This is a genomic window from Hamadaea sp. NPDC050747 (assembly GCF_040654195.1).
Taxonomy (GTDB): domain Bacteria; phylum Actinomycetota; class Actinomycetes; order Mycobacteriales; family Micromonosporaceae; genus Hamadaea.
Genome location: NZ_JBFAHM010000017.1, coordinates 149,334 through 164,985 on the forward strand (window position 1 = coordinate 149,334; position 15,652 = coordinate 164,985).

The window sequence follows — 15,652 nt, forward strand, 5'->3', positions numbered from 1 at the left end:
CGCTAATAGGTATTAGTATTTCGCCTTCGCCCATCGGGATCGCGTTGTGGATCACCTCTTGACATCCCGCCGTAGCCGGTGTGAAACTTTGCGACCACCGAATACCCCCCGTTAGTAGGGCGCATTAGCAGGAGGCACACAGTGTCCCGAAGCCCCGTGCCACGCGGACCGGCCCGGCGGCCCACGCAGGCCGACATCGCCCGGCTCGCCGGCGTCAGCCAGGCCACCGTCTCGCTCGTGCTGAACGAGCGGGAGTCGGAGGTGCGCATCAGCCCGGCGACCCGGGACCGGGTGCTGGCCGCCATGCGCGAGTGGGGTTACGTCGCGAACCCCTCGGCCCGGTCGCTGGCCGGCGGGCGCAATCGCATCCTGGGCGTCCACACCTTCGAGCCGGTGTTCCCGACCAACAGCGTGGACTTCTACTTCCCGTTCCTCGTCGGCATCGAGCAGGAAGCCGCCGACCTCGGTCACGACCTGCTGCTCTTCACCAGCGCAGGTGGCGAGCGGCAGATCTTCCGCGACGGATCCAGCCGGTTGTCACTGGCCGACGGCGCCCTGCTGCTCGGCCGCAACCCCAATGTCGAGGAGATCGAGCGGCTGCGCGACTCCGGCTACCCCTTCGTCTACATCGGGCATCGTGAGGTGTCCGGCCCGCCGATCCCGTACGTCGCCGCCGACTACGCCACCGCCACGCAGCAGCTCACGGAGCGGCTGTTCGCACTGGGTCACCGTCGCGTCGCGTACGCCCGGATCGGCGACGGCGACGCACAACCCAGCCGCGATCGGGAGAAGGGCTTCCGCCGGGCGGCGTCGTCGGGTGAGACGCGCCGGCTGACCGGTCCGGTGTGGACGCTCGAATCCGGCGAGGACGTGCCCGGACTGCTCGCCGAGATCCGCCACGGCGGCATCACGGCCATCGTCGCCGAGCAGCAGGTGCTGGCCGAGCAGATCCTCGCGTACGCCCGGGAGCAGGGCCTGTCGATCCCCGGCGACCTCAGTGTCGTGGTCCTCGGTGACTCGGCCGGGGCTCCGCCGACCGGCACCGACTGGACCGGCCTCGTCGTACCCCGGGAACAGATGGGCCGGCAGGCCACCCGCCTGCTCGTCCAGCTGCTCGAGGATCCGGAGCTGCTCGACGATTCCGGCGCGGCCGACGACTCGGCTCCGCGAGTCGGCGCGCCACACCAGAGCGTGGAGTGTGTGCTCGCCGACGGCGCGACGGTCGGACCGGTGACGCCGTCATGATCCGGCTGATCGTGAAGCGCCTGCTGATCGGCGTACTCGTGATGTGGGGCGCGGCCTCGCTCATCTTCCTCATCGTCCGGGTCGCGCCGGGTGACCCGGCCAGCATCATGCTCGGCCCGGACGCCGGCAGCGACCAGGTCGCGGAGCTGACCGCCCGGCTCGGCCTCGACAAGCCGCTGTACGCCCAGTACCTGAGCTACCTCGGCGACGTCGTGCGGCTGAATTTCGGCGACTCCTACCGCCTCGGGACCGCTGCGATGCCGACGGTGTTCGAACGCCTGCCCGCCACCGCCGAACTGATGCTCGCCTCGACGGCGATCGCCGTGGTCGTCGGGCTGACCCTCGGCCTGCTGGCCGGCGCACGGCCGGGTTCGATCGCCGACCGGGTCGTCTCGGCGGTGTCGATCGCGTTGCAGTCGTTCCCGACGTTCTGGGTCGGCATCATGCTGATCCTGGTCTTCGCTCAGGCGCTGCGGCTGCTGCCCAGTGCGGGGGCAGGCAGCCCGCTGCACCTCATCCTCCCGGCGGTCACGCTGGCGTTGCCGTTCACCGCGGTGGTCGCCCGGCTCACCCGGACCAACGTCGCGGAGACGATGCGGGAGGCGTACATCCAGACCGCTCGCTCGAAGGGGCTGTCGGAGCGGCAGGTGCTGCTCGGCCATGCCCTGCGCAACTCGCTGATCCCCGTCGTCACCGTGGTCGGCCTGCACATGGGCGGCCTGATGGGCGGCGCGGTCGTCGTCGAGAACGTCTTCGCCTGGCCAGGTGCGGGCACCCTGGTCGTCGACGCGGTGTCCAACCGCGACTACGGCCTGGTCCAGGCGGCCACCTTCCTCATCGCCGGGATCGTCATGCTCTTCAACCTGCTCACCGACCTCGTCTACTCGCGGCTCGACCCGCGCATCCGCCTGGACGGTGCGGCATGACAGTTGTGCTGGAGAGCGTTCCGGAGACCACTGCCGCGGTGCGCCGGCGTCGTCCCCGTCGCCGGTGGGCGCGGTGGATCCCGTACGCGATCCTGGCGGTCTACGCCCTGGTCGGCGGGGTCGGCCCGCTGCTCATCGACTACAACCCGGTCTACACCTCGTTGCCGGACCGCCTGCTGCCACCGGGGTCGCACGTCTCGTCGGGCGCGACCGCCTGGTTCGGCACCGACGGCACCGGCCGGGACGTCCTGGCCCAGGTGGTCTACGGCGCGCGTACGTCGGTGCTGATCGGCCTGGCGACGGTCGTCGTCTCCTGCGTCGTCGGCGTCGCGATCGGCACCGTCGCCGGATACTTCCGGGGCTGGCTGGACACCATCCTCGCCCGGGGCATCGACATCCTGCTCGCATTCCCGGCGATCCTGCTCACCATCGTGATCGCCGGAGCCTTCGAACGCAGCGTGCTCGTCGTGGTGGTCGCGCTGTCGGCGACCGCGTGGATCTCGTTCGCCCGGGTCACCCGGGGAGTCGCGCTGACCATCCGGGAACGGGCCTGGGTGGACGCGGCGCGGGTGCTCGGCGTACGCCCGCTGTCGATCCTGTGGCGGCACATCATCCCGTTCACCGCCGGTCCCGTCGTCGCCCTCGCGACCCTCGAATTCGCCCTCGTCGTCCTGGCCGAGGCCGGGCTGAGCTTCCTCGGCATCGGCCTGCCCACCTCGGCGGTGTCGTGGGGCCAGATCATCGCCAACGGCAAGCAGTACCTGGCGACCGCCTGGTGGATCTCGGCGATCCCCGGAGTCGCGCTGTCCCTGCTGATCATCACGATCGGCATCCTCGGGGACCAGCTCACCGCCCGCTACGGACGCGGGCACGTCCGATGAACCGCTCACCCCTCCCCTTTTGGAAGGCATCGATGACCAGATATCGTGCCCCGCGCGGAACCCGGCGTACGGCGCTGGCCGTGCTCGGCGCCGCGCTGACCGCCTCGCTGGCCCTGAGCGCTTGCGGTACCACCAGCGGCGGCTCCGCCGGCGGCGGCAAGGAGATCACCGTCGCCGGGACCTATTCGATCGAGAGCCTCGACCCGGCCAGCCCTTCGGGCGGCGGGGCGACCGGCACCCAGCTCACCTCGAAGGCGCTGTTCAGCCGGCTGGTCCGGCCCAAGGCGGACGGCAGCCTCGAGGGCGACCTGGCCACCGAGTGGACGCCCGACGGCACCGCCGCGCAGTGGACCTTCAAACTGCGCTCGGGCGTGAAGTTCAGCGACGGCTCGGCCGTCACCGCCGACGACGTGGTCGCCTCGTTCCAGCGGTTCATCGAGCTCAAGAGCACGAACGCCGCGAACTTCACCGGCTACACGATGACGGCGACCTCGCCGTCCGAGGTCGTGCTGAAGGCGACCAAGCCCGACGCCGCCATCCCGTACAAGCTGGCCGTCTTCTTCGTGATGCCCAAGAGCGTGCAGGGCGAGGACAAGGAGTTCTTCCAGCACCCGGTCGGCTCCGGCCCGTTCAAGCTGGAGAAGTTCGACTCGGCGGGCACCGTCGTGTTCACCCCGAACAGCGGCTACTACGCCGGCGCGCCCAAGGTCACGAAGGTGACCATCAAGAAGATGCCGGAGCTCGCCGCCCGGCTGACCGCGCTGAGGACCGGTGAGGCCGACCTGATCTGGGGAATCCCCGACGACCAGCTGCCGCAGCTGCAGAGCGACAGCAACCTGACCATCCAGACGGGTCCCCAGCACCGCGGTCTTCACGATGTGGTTCAACTCGTCGATCCCGGCGCTCTCCGAAGCCGCCGTACGCCGTGCGCTGTGGCAGGCGGTGGACTTCGCGACCATCATCAAGACCCTGTATCCGCAGACGGGGACGCTGTCGGACGCGCCGGTCTCGCCGGTGACGCTCGGCTACTCGTCGCAGGAGGCCCAGAAGTACGACCCGGCGGCGGCCAAGGCGGCCCTGCAGGCGGCCGGCTTCGACTTCGGCAAGAAGCTGCGGCTCCAGTTCGCCAACGCCGAGTTCCGCCAGTTCAACCAGGCGGTCGTCTCCGACCTGGCGAAGATCGGCGTCCAGGTGGACCTGCTGGAGAAGGAGCAGGCGGTGTTCACCAAGGACCTGCTGGCCCTGAACTGGGACATCAACTTCCAGCAGCTGTCCAACCCGACCTTCGACGGGGCGAACACCCTCGGCCGGCTCTACACCTGCGCCGCCAAGCGCAACGGCTACTGCAACCCGGACCTGGACAAGCTGCTCGCCGCGGCCGGGGCCAGCCCGGACAAGAACGAGCGTGTACGCCTCTACGGCGAGGCCAGCAAGATCATCTGGTCGGACGCGGTCGGCATGTTCCCGATGGCCGTGAAGTTCGCGTACGCCTGGAACAAGAACCTGACCGGCGTCGTGCCGGACCCGAACGGGCTGCCGGACTTCTCCACGATCGGCGTCAGCGGATCATGACAAGTCTGCTGGAGGTGTCCGGGCTGGTCGTCGACCTGCCCGGCCCCGCCGGTGGCCGTGTTGATCGTCGCCGACCCTCCGTCCTCACTCCCGGCTCGAGCGTTCGGGCCGGCGCAGAGACTGTGCGCGTCGTCGACGGGGTGTCGTTCGACGTCCCGGCGGCGACGACCGTGGGACTGATCGGCGAGTCGGGCAGCGGCAAGACGATGACGGCCAACGCCCTCATCGGCCTGCTGCCCGACGGCGCCGAGACCGGCGGCGAGCTGCGCTGGCGTGGGGAGGACCTGCTCCAGGCCACGCCGGCTCGGCGACGCGCTCTGCGCGGGCACGAGATCGCGATGATCTTCCAGGATCCGCTCGCCGCCCTCAATCCGACCCAGACGATCGCCCGGCAGGTCGGCGAGATCCTGCGCCGGTCGGGCCGCCCGCGCGACGAGGTGCGCCGCCGCGTGGTCGAACTGCTCGACCGGGCGGGTGTGCCCGACCCGGCGACCCGCGCGGACAGCTACCCGCACGAGTTCTCCGGCGGTCTTCGGCAGCGCGCCGTCATCGCGATGGCCCTGGCGGGCAGTCCCGCGCTGGTGCTGGCCGACGAGCCGACGACCGCCTTGGACGTGACCGTGCAGTCGCGCATCCTGCGGCTGCTGCGGTCCCTTCAGGACGACGACGGGCTCGCCATGGTCCTGGTCAGCCACGATCTCCGGGTCGTTGCGCACGTCGCGCAGCAGACCGTCGTCATGTACGCCGGGCGCGTGGCCGAACGAGGCCCGACCAAGGAGGTCCTGCACCGCCCGGCCCATCCCTACACCCGGGCACTCGTGCAGAGCGTGCCCGCTGTCCGGACGCGTACGGCGATCGCGTCGCCGTTGCCGGGCACGCCCGCGACCCCGGCCAACCGGCCGTCCGGGTGCGCCTTCCATCCGCGCTGCCCGCTGGCCCGCGAACGGTGCAAGGTCGAGCAACCCGTCGTCCGGGAGGTCGCCCCCGGCCAGTGGGCCGCCTGCCACTTCTCCGAAGAAGTCCAGCGTGCCGAGGAGGTGCGGCATGACGCTGCTTGACGTACGCGACCTCCGGGTCAGCTTCGGGCGGCGTACCAAGGTCGTCGCGGTCGACGGCGTGAGCTTGTCGGTCGCGCCGGAGGAGACGGTCGGGCTCGTGGGCGAGTCCGGCTCCGGCAAGACGACGGTGGCCCGGGCGGTCGTCGGCCTCGTCCGGCCCGACGCGGGCATCATCGTCCTAGATGGACATCCACTGGGCCGGCTGGGCCGACGCTCCGCCGCGTTGCACCGGGCGGTCCAGATGGTCTTCCAGGACCCGCGGTCCTCGCTGAACCCGCGCATGACGGTCGCGGCGGTGATCGAGGAGGTGTGGCGTACGCACCCGGTGACCGCACCCGAGGGTGACCGCACGGCCGCCCTCCACGGGCTGCTCGACGACGTCGGGCTGGACGCCGGCGTCGCCCGGCAACGGCCCGGCGAGCTGTCCGGCGGCCAGTGCCAGCGGGTCAGCATCGCCCGCGCGCTGGCCGCCAAGCCCCGGCTGCTCGTCTGCGACGAGGCGGTCTCCGCGCTCGACGTCTCGGTGCAGGCGCAGGTCCTGCGGCTGCTCGTGGACCTGCGGGAGAAGCACCACCTGTCGATGCTGTTCATCTCGCACGACCTCGGCGTCGTGCACCAGATCGCCGATCGGATCGCCGTCATGCGGCGCGGCGAACTCGTCGAGGAGGGCCCGGCCGCCGACGTCCTGGGCGCGCCGCGACACGAGTACACCCAGAGCCTGCTCGACGCGGCGCTCGAACTGAACGAATGAACCTGGGGAGGAAACACCAATGACGGACGGCTCATCCCGCGTACCAGCTCGAAACGCTGATGTGCTGGTGGTAGGCGGGGGCCTGGGGGGAGTCGCCGCCGCGCTCGCCGCACTGCGCCGTGGCCGCACGGTCCTGCTGACCGAGCCCACCGACTGGCTGGGCGGCCAGCTGACCAGCCAGGGCGTGCCACCGGACGAGCATCCTTGGATCGAGCAGTTCGGCGCGACGCGCTCGTACCGCGCGCTCCGCGAGGCGATCCGCGACCACTACCGCCGCTGGTATCCGCTCACCTCCGTCGCGCACGCCACGACCGACCTCAACCCCGGTCTCGGCCGGGTCAGCCGGCTCTGTCACGAGCCGCGCGTGGCCGCCACCGTGCTCGCGGCGATGGTCGGGCCGCATCTGGCCGCGGGCCGGTTGACCATCTGGTACGCACACCGCCCGATCGCCGTCGAGAGCGACGGGGACCGGGTCACGTCGGTGCTGTTCGAGGGGCCCGACGGTACCCGGGTCGAGGCGAGCGCGCCGTTCGTCCTCGACGCCACCGAATTGGGCGATCTGCTGCCGATGGCCGGCGTGGAGCACGTGACCGGCTTCGAGTCCCGGGACGAGACCGGCGAGCCGAGCGCGCCGGCGGTGGCGCAGCCGGACAACATGCAGGCGTTCTCCTGGGTGTTCGCGGTCGAGCACCGCGACGGCGAGGACCACACGATCGACCGTCCCGACCAGTACGGCTTCTGGCGCGAGTACCAGCCGCCGTTCTGGCCGGACCGGCTGCTGAGCCTGGTCGCGCCCGATCCGCGGACGCTCGAACCGGTCGCGCGCACCTTCGTCCCGCACGGCTCGTCCGGCCCGGTCGTGGCCGACCAGAGCCGCGACCCGGGGGACAAGGACCTGTGGATCTTCCGGCGCATCCTCGCCCGGGAGCAGTTCCAGCCCGGGTTCCTCGCCAGCGACGTCACCATCGTGAACTGGCCGATGATCGACTACCTGCCGGGACCGCTGATCGGAGTGTCCGACGAGGAGCGCGACAAGCACCTCGACGGCTCCCGGCAGCTGGCCCTGAGCATGTTCTACTGGCTCCAGACCGAGGCGCCGCGCCCGGACGGAGGTACGGGCTGGCACGGGCTGCGCCTGCGGCCCGACGTGATGGGCACCGCCGACGGTCTGGCCAAGACGCCCTACATCCGCGAATCGCGGCGCATCCGGGCCCGCCGGACCGTCGTCGAGCAGGACCTGTCGCTGGCCGTACGCGGTGAGCACGGCGCAGTGTCCTATCCGGACAGCGTCGGCGTCGGCATGTACCGCATCGACCTGCACCCGTCGACCGGCGGCGACAACTACATCGACGTCGGCAGCAGCCCGTTCCAGATCCCGCTCGGCGCCCTGCTGCCCGTACGCATCCGCAACCTGCTGGCGGCGGGCAAGAACATGGGCACCACGCACATCACCAACGGCTGCTATCGGCTGCATCCGGTGGAGTGGAACGCCGGGGAGGCGGCCGGGGCTCTGGCGGCGCACTGCCTGGCGAACGGACTCGAACCGGCTCAGGTGCATGAGACCCCGGCGTTGCTCGAACGCTTCCAGAACGAGTTGGTCGCCGACGGCTTCGAACTCGCCTGGCCGGCGATCCGGGGCTACTGAATATTCGGTTCCACCCATGCGCCGCAGGGACTACCCTGCGGCGCATGACCATGGCCGTGTTCGGCCAGGGCACCCGGTAGACCGCGCGTACACCGGCGCGCCGCTTCCCGGCGCACACATGCCCTGACGCAGGTAAGTCCTTCAGACGACGCGCCTGCCTTCGCCGTACCCTCCACTCGGAGACCGCCATGGCCGCCGTGCCCGTCAGCGCACGCGATCCGCGCATCAGCGCCTTCCTGTCCGCCCGGACCCCGTCCGGATCCGTCGTCGCCGAAGGCGTCTGGGCGCACCAGTGCCTGCTCCAGGCCGACGCCGACATCGACGTCCTCGTCCTCTGCCCCGATCTGCTGGAACCCTCGACCCGGCGGCTCGCCCGCGACCTGACCGGGCGGGCGCGTACCGCGGTCGAGGTGTCCGCCAAGACCTACGCCCGCATCAGCCGCCGCACGAAGCCGTCCGGCCTGGCCTCCCTGGTACGCCTGCCGGACTGGCCGCTCGGCGACGGCCACATCGACGGCGTCCCCCTCGGCGTGAGTGCCAAGATCCTCGTCGCCGACGGCATCGAGTACGCCACCAACTTGGGCGCGCTGATCCGCATCGTCGACGCCAGCGGTACGCGGGCCCTGCTGCTCACGAATCGTCAGGCGCGCCTGGAACACCCCGACGTGTTCACCGCCAGCCGTGGCACGCTGCTGACCACGCCCGTCGTCGACTTCGGCGAACCGGCGGCGGCCGCGGACTGGCTGCTCCGCGCGGGGTTCACGATCCGGCTGGCGTTGCCCGGCGCGCCCGGCGGTTTCCGTACGCCCGGCGGTGAGCTGCCCGGCCCGACCGCGTTCGTCGTCGGTTCCGAAGGCCGGGGAGTGTCCCCGCAGTGGCGGTCGGTGCCGCACGAACCCGTCTCCATCCCGATGCGAGGCCGGGCCGATTCGCTCAACGTCGCCGTCGCGGCGGGGGTGCTGCTGTTTGGTTGACCCAATTAGGAACGGAGCTCGCCTAAAGCGGATCTAGAGTCGAAGCGTGAAGCAAGATCGCACCCAAGGGAGTACCGCAATGAGCACCAACGCGCCAGCCGGCTACACGACCGCCGCGCCGTGGATCGTAACCCCCGACACCGGCCGCCTGCTCGACTTCGTCACCACAGTGTTCGACGGAGTGGAGCAGGGCCGGGTGCCGTTGGCGGATGGCAGCATCGGCCACGCCGAGATCCGCGTCGGCGACACCGTCCTGCTCGCCTTCGACCAGCGACCGGGCTGGCCGTCGATGCCGTCGCTGCTCCGGGTGTTCGTCCCGGACGCCGACCTCGCGATGGAACGGGCGGTCGCGGCCGGTGCGCGCGTGGTCACGACGTCGGCCACGCACGCCTTCGGTCAGCGCGGCGGACGCGTACGCGACCCCTTCGGCAACATCTGGTGGATCAGCGCGATCGTCGAAGACGTGCCGGTGGAGGAGGGGCTGCGCCGCCTGTCGGAGCCCCAGTACGCCGACGCGATGCGCGACGCGCAGGAGACGCTGGATCGTGAGCTGAGCGGGGGCGTGGACCGGGAGGTCAGCGCCGTCAGCCTGCCGTCGCCGGCACAAGGCTGAGCCACTCCGGCGCCTGCTTCAGCTCCTCGTGAGTTCCGCCGACGGGGCGCGCCCGCAGCCGGGCCTCGACGGCCGACGGCACCGCGGGGGCATACGATGCGAGCTGTGGACATTCCGCTTCGCGATGGTGCGACGACGGTCGGGGTCGGGCTGGAGACACGCGGCGGGGTATTCACCACGCTGATACCGGAGGGCGCCCGCGTGCCGTGCCGGCAGTCGGCTGTCTTCACCACGGCCGCCGACGCCCAGCGCAGCATCAAGGTCGGCGTGCTGCGGGGCGGCGAGGACGGGCCGGTCGTCGTGGGCCGGTACGAACTCCTGCTGCCCGGCGACGCCCCGCGGGGCGCTCCGCAGATCCGGGTGACCTTCGCGATCGGGGAGGACGGGTCGTTCCGTCTCAGCGCGGTCGACGGCGAAGGCGCCGATCTGGAGGTCGTCAGCGCGGCCGCCTGAACCCCGACGCCGGGCGGAACCCGGCGTATGAGGTATCACTTGCTCATGAAGTTCGTGCTGTTCCCCGGCCGCCACCACGTCCTGACCCGCTTCCAGGCGGAGTACCTGAGCCGCCTGACGGTGAACGGCGGCCCCGGCCTCTGGACCGTCGTCTGGGCGGTGACGTCGGCGAACCACGCGAACACCCGGCGCAACCCGGTGGCGTACCACCGGCGCGAGGCGGCCATCGAGCGGTTCAGCGTCCTGACCGGGCTCCGGTCCCTGGTGGTGCCGGTGTTCGACACCGCGCCGACGGATCGGTTCGCCGAGGTGACGATCAAGAACATCGCGACGGAGACGGGGATCGTCCTGACTCCGGAGAACACGGTCGTCGCGTGTTCGACGCCGGAAGTGGCGGCGCTCTACGCGAGGCTCGGCTACGAGATCGCGACCGTGGAACAGGAGACCGGGGCCGAACGCCCATGGGATGTGCTGACGCGGCTGGCGCGCGGCGACGAGACGTGGCGGGATCTGGCGCATCCGGCGACGGTCGACGTCTTCGACCGGTATCAGCTGACCGAGGCTGTGCGTACCGTCGTGAACGATCCGGTCGTCGGCGACGAGGGCGGCCTGACCGCGACGCGGGACTACCGCAGCTACGCCGAGTCGTTCGCCGACAGTGCCGCCCGCAAATGGTCGGCCGTACGCGAATACGTCCGTCCCGGCCGCATCGTCGACATCGGCTGCGGCGCGGGCGCGGTGCTCGAACTGGCCGACCGGGAGCCCGCCTTGCGGGAGAGCGATCTGGTCGGGGTGGAGGTCGCCCGGCACTTGTTCGACGAGTGCGTGCACAAGAAGGCGCAGGGCGTCTTCACCAATCCGAACGTGTTCTTCTACCGCCGCAACGTGCTCGGCGGTGCGGTCTTCCCACCCCGCTCGGTCGACACCACGCTGACCTTCGCGCTCACCCACGAAATCTGGTCCTACGGGGAGCAGGCGACCTCGCTGCGCGCCTTCGTCCAGGCGATCTACGACCACACCGTGCCGGGCGGAGTGTGGATCAACAGCGACGTCTGCGGCCCCGACGACCGTGGGCGCCCGGTACTGCTGCGCCTCGACCGCACCGACGGCGAGAACCCCGTCGAACCCCGGCGTGATCTGGCTGAGCGACCGTCGGCCGAGGTCGCGGCGTACGTGGCGGGGCTGTCTACCCGCGCGCGGTTCGACCAGTTCGCCGTCGACTACCGGTTCGGCGTGGACTTCAAGGTCGACGGGGACCTGCTCCGGCTGTCCCTCGGCGACGCGATGGACTACCTGACGCGCAAGGACTACGCCGGCAACTGGATGCCGGAGACGCAGGAGCAGTTCTGCGGACTGGAGTACGCCGACTGGAAGAGCCTGCTCGCCGACGTCGGCTTCGAGGTCGACGCCGCTTCGCGTACGCTGCGCAACGACTGGGTCGTCGGCAACCGGATCGCTCCGGTGGCGTCGCTGACCGACCTCGACGGCCGGCCGCTGGACTGGCCCGTCACCCACGTGCTGCTGGTGGCCCGGCGTCCGCTGAACACCTGACGTGCGGCAGAATCGGGCGATGGCAGTGCTTGATCAGGTCCGTCCGTTGCTGTCCGATCCGATGTTCTGGGCGCGATACTTCTACGCCCATGACGAGGGTCCCGGCGCCGACCGGCTCGGCGACCTCGCGGACGACCTGGACGAGGCCTTCGAGCCCGACGACGATGCCGAAGAGGACGACGAAGGCGACGGCGAGTTCCATCGCGAGCTGCGGTTCGAGGTCGGCGACGGCTACGGCCTGCTCCTGGACTTCGACGTGTCCCTCGACTCGTACAACCTCGCCGCGTACGGGCCGGGCCGGCCGGAGGCCGAACTCGGCTGGGACGATCTGGCCCACTGGCACCCGTACGCGTTGCGCTGGTCCGAACTGGACCTGATCTGCCGGGCGCTCGCGGCGCGGGATCCGGAGCTGACCCATCCGGGCCCGGCGCTGGCCTTGCTGTGCCGGTTCGCGGCGGTGTTCGACGATGACGACGTCGACTCGGCGGTCGCCACCGTCGACGCGGCGTACGCCTCGCTGCGCCCGAAGAAGGTGCGCCCGAAGCGGTGGGCGAGCTACTGGCCGCAGGGCGCGGATTGGCTGGAGCGGTCGGATTTCCGTGGCGAGCACGTGACCTGGCACCGCGACGAGGCCGGCCACTCCTGGGGTGAGCAGGCCGACAACCACGGCCGGGAGTTCTACTCGATCCGGAGCGCGCGGCCGGAGTCGGACGGGAAAGGCTTCCCGCATGAGCTGCTCCGAGAGGTGCTGGCGCGGGCGGCGGCCGCCGCGTAAATCGGTTGCCGCGCCCGGAAGCCCCGGGTTACCTTCCTGATCATGTTCGCCACGGCTGGATTCGGCGCGCTCGCAGGCCTTCGCCTGCCGGGCGCCGTCGCCGTGCGCGCGAAGTCGGCCCGACTGGATAGCTGACTCTCCTCCACCCCAAACCGCCCAGCGCTGCCGCGCCGGAGCCGGCCTGGGCACCCAGGACACGGAGGAGAGTGCCGCACGCCGTCCTGAGCCATCCATCAGCCGACTTCGAAGGATTCCTCCATGTCCAAGACCACGTTCATCCGCGCCAAGCCGCATCTCAACATCGGGACGATGGGACACGTCGACCACGGCAAGACCACGCTGACCGCGGCCATCACCAAGGTTCTCGCCGAGCGCGACCCCGCGGCGAACCGGTTCGTCGCGTTCGACGGCATCGACCGCGCGCCGGAGGAGATCGCCCGCGGGATCACGATCACCATCGCCCACGTCGAGTACGAGACGGCGACGCGGCACTACGCCCACGTCGACATGCCCGGCCACGCCGACTACGTCAAGAACATGATCACCGGCGCGGCTCAGGTGGACGGTGCGATCCTCGTCGTGTCCGCCCTCGACGGCGCGATGCCGCAGACCCGCGAGCACGTGCTGCTCGCCCGCCGGGTCGGCGTGCCGCACCTGGTGGTCGCGATGAACAAGGCCGACGCGGTGAGCGACCCCGAACTGCTCGACCTCGTCGAGCTCGAGGTCCGCGAGCTGCTGACCTCCAACGGGTTCCCCGGCCAGGAGATCCCAGTGGTACGCGTATCGGCGCTGAAGGCGCTGGAAGGCGACCCACGCTGGACTCAGTCCATCGTGGACCTGCTGGACGCGGTCGACGCGTACGTGCCGGTTCCGCATCGCGAGCTGACGCAGCCGTTCCTGATGCCGATCGAGAACGTGCTGACGATCCCCGGACGGGGCACCGTGGTCACCGGAGCGATCGAGCGCGGGACGCTGACCGTCGGGGAGACGGTCGAGGTCGTCGGCCTCGAACCGACCTTCTCGGCGGTGGCGACCGGGTTGGAGACGTTCGGCAAGGCGCTGGAGCGGGCCGAGGCGGGAGACAACGCCGCGATCCTGCTCCGTGGGGTCAAGCGGGACCAGGTACGCCGGGGGCAGGTCGTCGCGGCGGCCGGCAGCGTCCGCCCGTACTCGCGGTTCCGGGCGCGGCTGTACGCGCTCACCACCGCCGAGGGCGGGCGGCGTACGCCGTTCTACGCGAACTACCGGCCGCAGTTCTACTTCCGGACCACGGACGTGCCCGGATCGGTGGAGCTGGGCGACCCCGGTCTCGGTGGGGTCGCCGAGGTACGCCCCGGCGACACCGTCGAGCTGACGGTCGTCCTCGGCGCGCCGATCGCGATGGAGGCCGGCCTCGGCTTCGCCGTACGCGAAGGCGGCCGTACCGTCGCGGGCGGCACCGTGACCGATCTGCTGGCTTAGCGCCACGTCATCGGTCTTCAACGGACAGTCAGTGATCCACATCCCGGAAAACGTCGCGGAGACCACAGCTCGCGACACGATTCGGGATGTGGATCACCTATGGTCCTAGGACGCTCTACGGGGTGAGACGCACCCGGGCCGTGGCGCACCCATTCGGCGAATCGGACAGCGCGGTAGGTATGTCCGTCTTCGCCCGGGGCGGGGCGGAGCCGAGAAGGATTGGGGGTCTGCTCGACACGGGTGAGGGGGATTCACCGTGGACACATTGCAGGCGACCCGATCGGGCGTGCCGATCTCGGAATATCCACGGCGCTGGCTCGCGCTCGCGGTCATCGCCGTCGCCCAGCTCATGGTGGTGCTGGACGCCACGATCGTGAACATCGCGCTGCCGCAGGCGCAGGCGGACTTGGGGATCAGCGACCCGGACCGGCAGTGGGTGGTGACCGCCTACACGCTGACGTTCGGTGGGTTCCTGCTGCTCGGCGGGCGCATCGCCGACTATTGGGGCCGGAAGCGGACATTCATTACCGGAGCGCTGGGTTTCGCCCTGGCGTCCGGGCTCGGCGGTCTGGCCCAGCACGGCGCCACCTTGTTCGCCGCACGTGCGTTGCAGGGCGCGTTCGGGGCTCTGCTCGCGCCGGCCAGCCTGGCTCTGCTGACCGTCCTGTTCACGGAGGTGCACGAGCGGTCGAGGGCGTTCGCCGTCTACGGCGCGATCGCGGCGGGCGGCGCGGCGGTCGGGCTGCTGCTCGGTGGTGTCCTCACGGAGTACGCCGACTGGCGCTGGTGCCTGTTGGTGAACATTCCGATCGCACTGCTGGCGCTGTTCGCGGCGCTCGCCGTCGTCCCGGAGAGCCGGGCGCACGGCAACACGACGTTCGACGTGCCGGGCGCGATCGTCGTGACGGTGGGTCTGGCCTCGATCGTGTACGGCTTCACGAAGGCGGCCACCGACGGGTGGGACGCGCCGGTGACGCTGGGCTTCCTCATCGGTGGTGTGCTGCTCGTCGGAGTCTTCGTGTTCCTGCAGATGCGCGTACGCAATCCGCTGTTGCCGTTGCGGATTCTGCTGGACCGCAATCGAGGTGGGGCGTACCTGGGCAGTCTGTTCGTGGGTGCGGGCCTGTTCGGTTCGTTCCTGTTCATGACGTTCTACTTCCAGCGGACGCTGGGGTATTCGCCGATGAAGGCCGGTCTGGCCGCGTTGCCGGTCAGCGCGGGTGTGTTCGTCGCGGCGGCGGTGGCCAGCCAGCTCGTGCCGAAGGTCGGGCCGAAGGTGTTCATGGTGACCGGTGGGGTGTTCGCGACGGCGGCGCTGTTATGGCTGACGCAGATCGGCGTCGACACCGCGTACGTCTCTCATGTGTTGCCGGCGCAGATCCTGCTCGGTCTCGGCCTTGGCGCGATCTTCGTGCCGTTGTCCAGCTTGGCGCTGATCGGGGTGGCCGAGCACGACGCCGGGGCGGCCAGTGCCACGCTGAACGCGACGCAGCAGGTCGGTGCGTCGCTCGGGACGGCGTTGCTGAACACGTTGTTCGTGTCGGCGGTGACGGCGTACCTGACCGATCACGCGGCCGGTGTGGTGTTGCGGCCGCAGCAGACTCAGGCGGAGGCGGCGGTGCACGGCTACACCGTCGCGTTCCTGTGGGCGGCGATCATCTTGGGTGTGGCGACCGTGGTCATGGCGACCGTGGTGAAGGCGCACAAGAGTGACCTCCCGGTGCACGGGGCCGGGCCGATGTGACGG

The 15,652-nt window shown here is 70.5% G+C and carries 13 protein-coding genes and 2 pseudogenes; all 15 read left to right on the forward strand.

The window, feature by feature from the left end; all coding sequences use genetic code 11:
- The first annotated feature begins 141 nt into the window (after nt 1–141).
- The 15 genes and pseudogenes from AB0H43_RS34320 to AB0H43_RS34390 all read left to right on the forward strand — a co-directional run bounded on the left by AB0H43_RS34320 (nt 142) and on the right by AB0H43_RS34390 (nt 15,649).
- Nucleotides 142–1,245: a LacI family DNA-binding transcriptional regulator gene (locus AB0H43_RS34320; RefSeq protein ID WP_360006373.1), complete on the forward strand. Its 1,104-nt coding sequence runs from the start codon at nt 142–144 to the stop codon at nt 1,243–1,245.
- Nucleotides 1,242–2,171 carry an ABC transporter permease gene (locus AB0H43_RS34325; RefSeq protein WP_360006376.1) on the forward strand — a complete coding sequence of 310 codons (930 nt, stop codon included), beginning with the start codon at nt 1,242–1,244 and terminating at the stop codon, nt 2,169–2,171. Before AB0H43_RS34320 ends, AB0H43_RS34325 begins: the two co-directional genes overlap by 4 nt.
- A complete protein-coding gene (locus tag AB0H43_RS34330) occupies nt 2,168–3,052 on the forward strand; it encodes an ABC transporter permease (protein WP_360006378.1) in 885 nt (294 codons plus the stop codon). The genes AB0H43_RS34325 and AB0H43_RS34330 overlap by 4 nt, the downstream gene beginning before the upstream one ends.
- A 32-nt stretch (nt 3,053–3,084) precedes the next feature.
- Nucleotides 3,085–3,840 (forward strand): annotated as a pseudogene (locus AB0H43_RS34335) (ABC transporter substrate-binding protein); the annotation flags it as partial.
- 73 nt (nt 3,841–3,913) lie between these two features.
- A pseudogene (locus AB0H43_RS34340) lies at nt 3,914–4,624 on the forward strand (ABC transporter substrate-binding protein); the annotation flags it as partial.
- Nucleotides 4,621–5,682, forward strand: coding sequence for an ABC transporter ATP-binding protein (locus AB0H43_RS34345; RefSeq protein ID WP_360006446.1), 1,062 nt, complete (start codon nt 4,621–4,623; stop codon nt 5,680–5,682). The pseudogene AB0H43_RS34340 and the gene AB0H43_RS34345, both read left to right, overlap by 4 nt.
- Complete coding sequence (locus tag AB0H43_RS34350) at nt 5,669–6,433, forward strand: ATP-binding cassette domain-containing protein (protein WP_360006381.1); 765 nt, start codon at nt 5,669–5,671, stop codon at nt 6,431–6,433. The genes AB0H43_RS34345 and AB0H43_RS34350 overlap by 14 nt, the downstream gene beginning before the upstream one ends.
- A gap of 67 nt (nt 6,434–6,500) precedes the next feature.
- Nucleotides 6,501–8,078 (forward strand): FAD-dependent oxidoreductase, encoded by a 1,578-nt coding sequence (locus AB0H43_RS34355; RefSeq protein WP_360006384.1) that lies wholly within the window; start codon nt 6,501–6,503, stop codon nt 8,076–8,078.
- Between the two features lie 188 nt (nt 8,079–8,266).
- On the forward strand, nt 8,267–9,052 hold the full coding sequence (locus AB0H43_RS34360; RefSeq protein WP_360006385.1) for a TrmH family RNA methyltransferase: 786 nt from the start codon (nt 8,267–8,269) through the stop codon (nt 9,050–9,052).
- A gap of 79 nt (nt 9,053–9,131) precedes the next feature.
- Nucleotides 9,132–9,665 (forward strand): VOC family protein, encoded by a 534-nt coding sequence (locus AB0H43_RS34365; RefSeq protein ID WP_360006388.1) that lies wholly within the window; start codon nt 9,132–9,134, stop codon nt 9,663–9,665.
- Between the two features lie 105 nt (nt 9,666–9,770).
- Nucleotides 9,771–10,118: an Hsp70 family protein gene (locus tag AB0H43_RS34370; RefSeq protein WP_360006390.1), complete on the forward strand. Its 348-nt coding sequence runs from the start codon at nt 9,771–9,773 to the stop codon at nt 10,116–10,118.
- A gap of 45 nt (nt 10,119–10,163) precedes the next feature.
- Nucleotides 10,164–11,669: a class I SAM-dependent methyltransferase gene (locus tag AB0H43_RS34375; protein WP_360006393.1), complete on the forward strand. Its 1,506-nt coding sequence runs from the start codon at nt 10,164–10,166 to the stop codon at nt 11,667–11,669.
- Between the two features lie 19 nt (nt 11,670–11,688).
- Nucleotides 11,689–12,444, forward strand: a complete 756-nt coding sequence (locus tag AB0H43_RS34380; protein WP_360006394.1) for a hypothetical protein — start codon at nt 11,689–11,691, stop codon at nt 12,442–12,444.
- Nucleotides 12,445–12,702: 258 nt separating this feature from the next.
- The gene (gene tuf, locus AB0H43_RS34385; RefSeq protein ID WP_360006397.1) at nt 12,703–13,905 is read left to right on the forward strand and encodes an elongation factor Tu; all 1,203 of its coding nucleotides are present in this window, start codon (nt 12,703–12,705) and stop codon (nt 13,903–13,905) included.
- 256 nt (nt 13,906–14,161) lie between these two features.
- Nucleotides 14,162–15,649: an MFS transporter gene (locus tag AB0H43_RS34390; protein WP_360006400.1), complete on the forward strand. Its 1,488-nt coding sequence runs from the start codon at nt 14,162–14,164 to the stop codon at nt 15,647–15,649.
- The last annotated feature ends 3 nt before the right edge of the window (nt 15,650–15,652 follow it).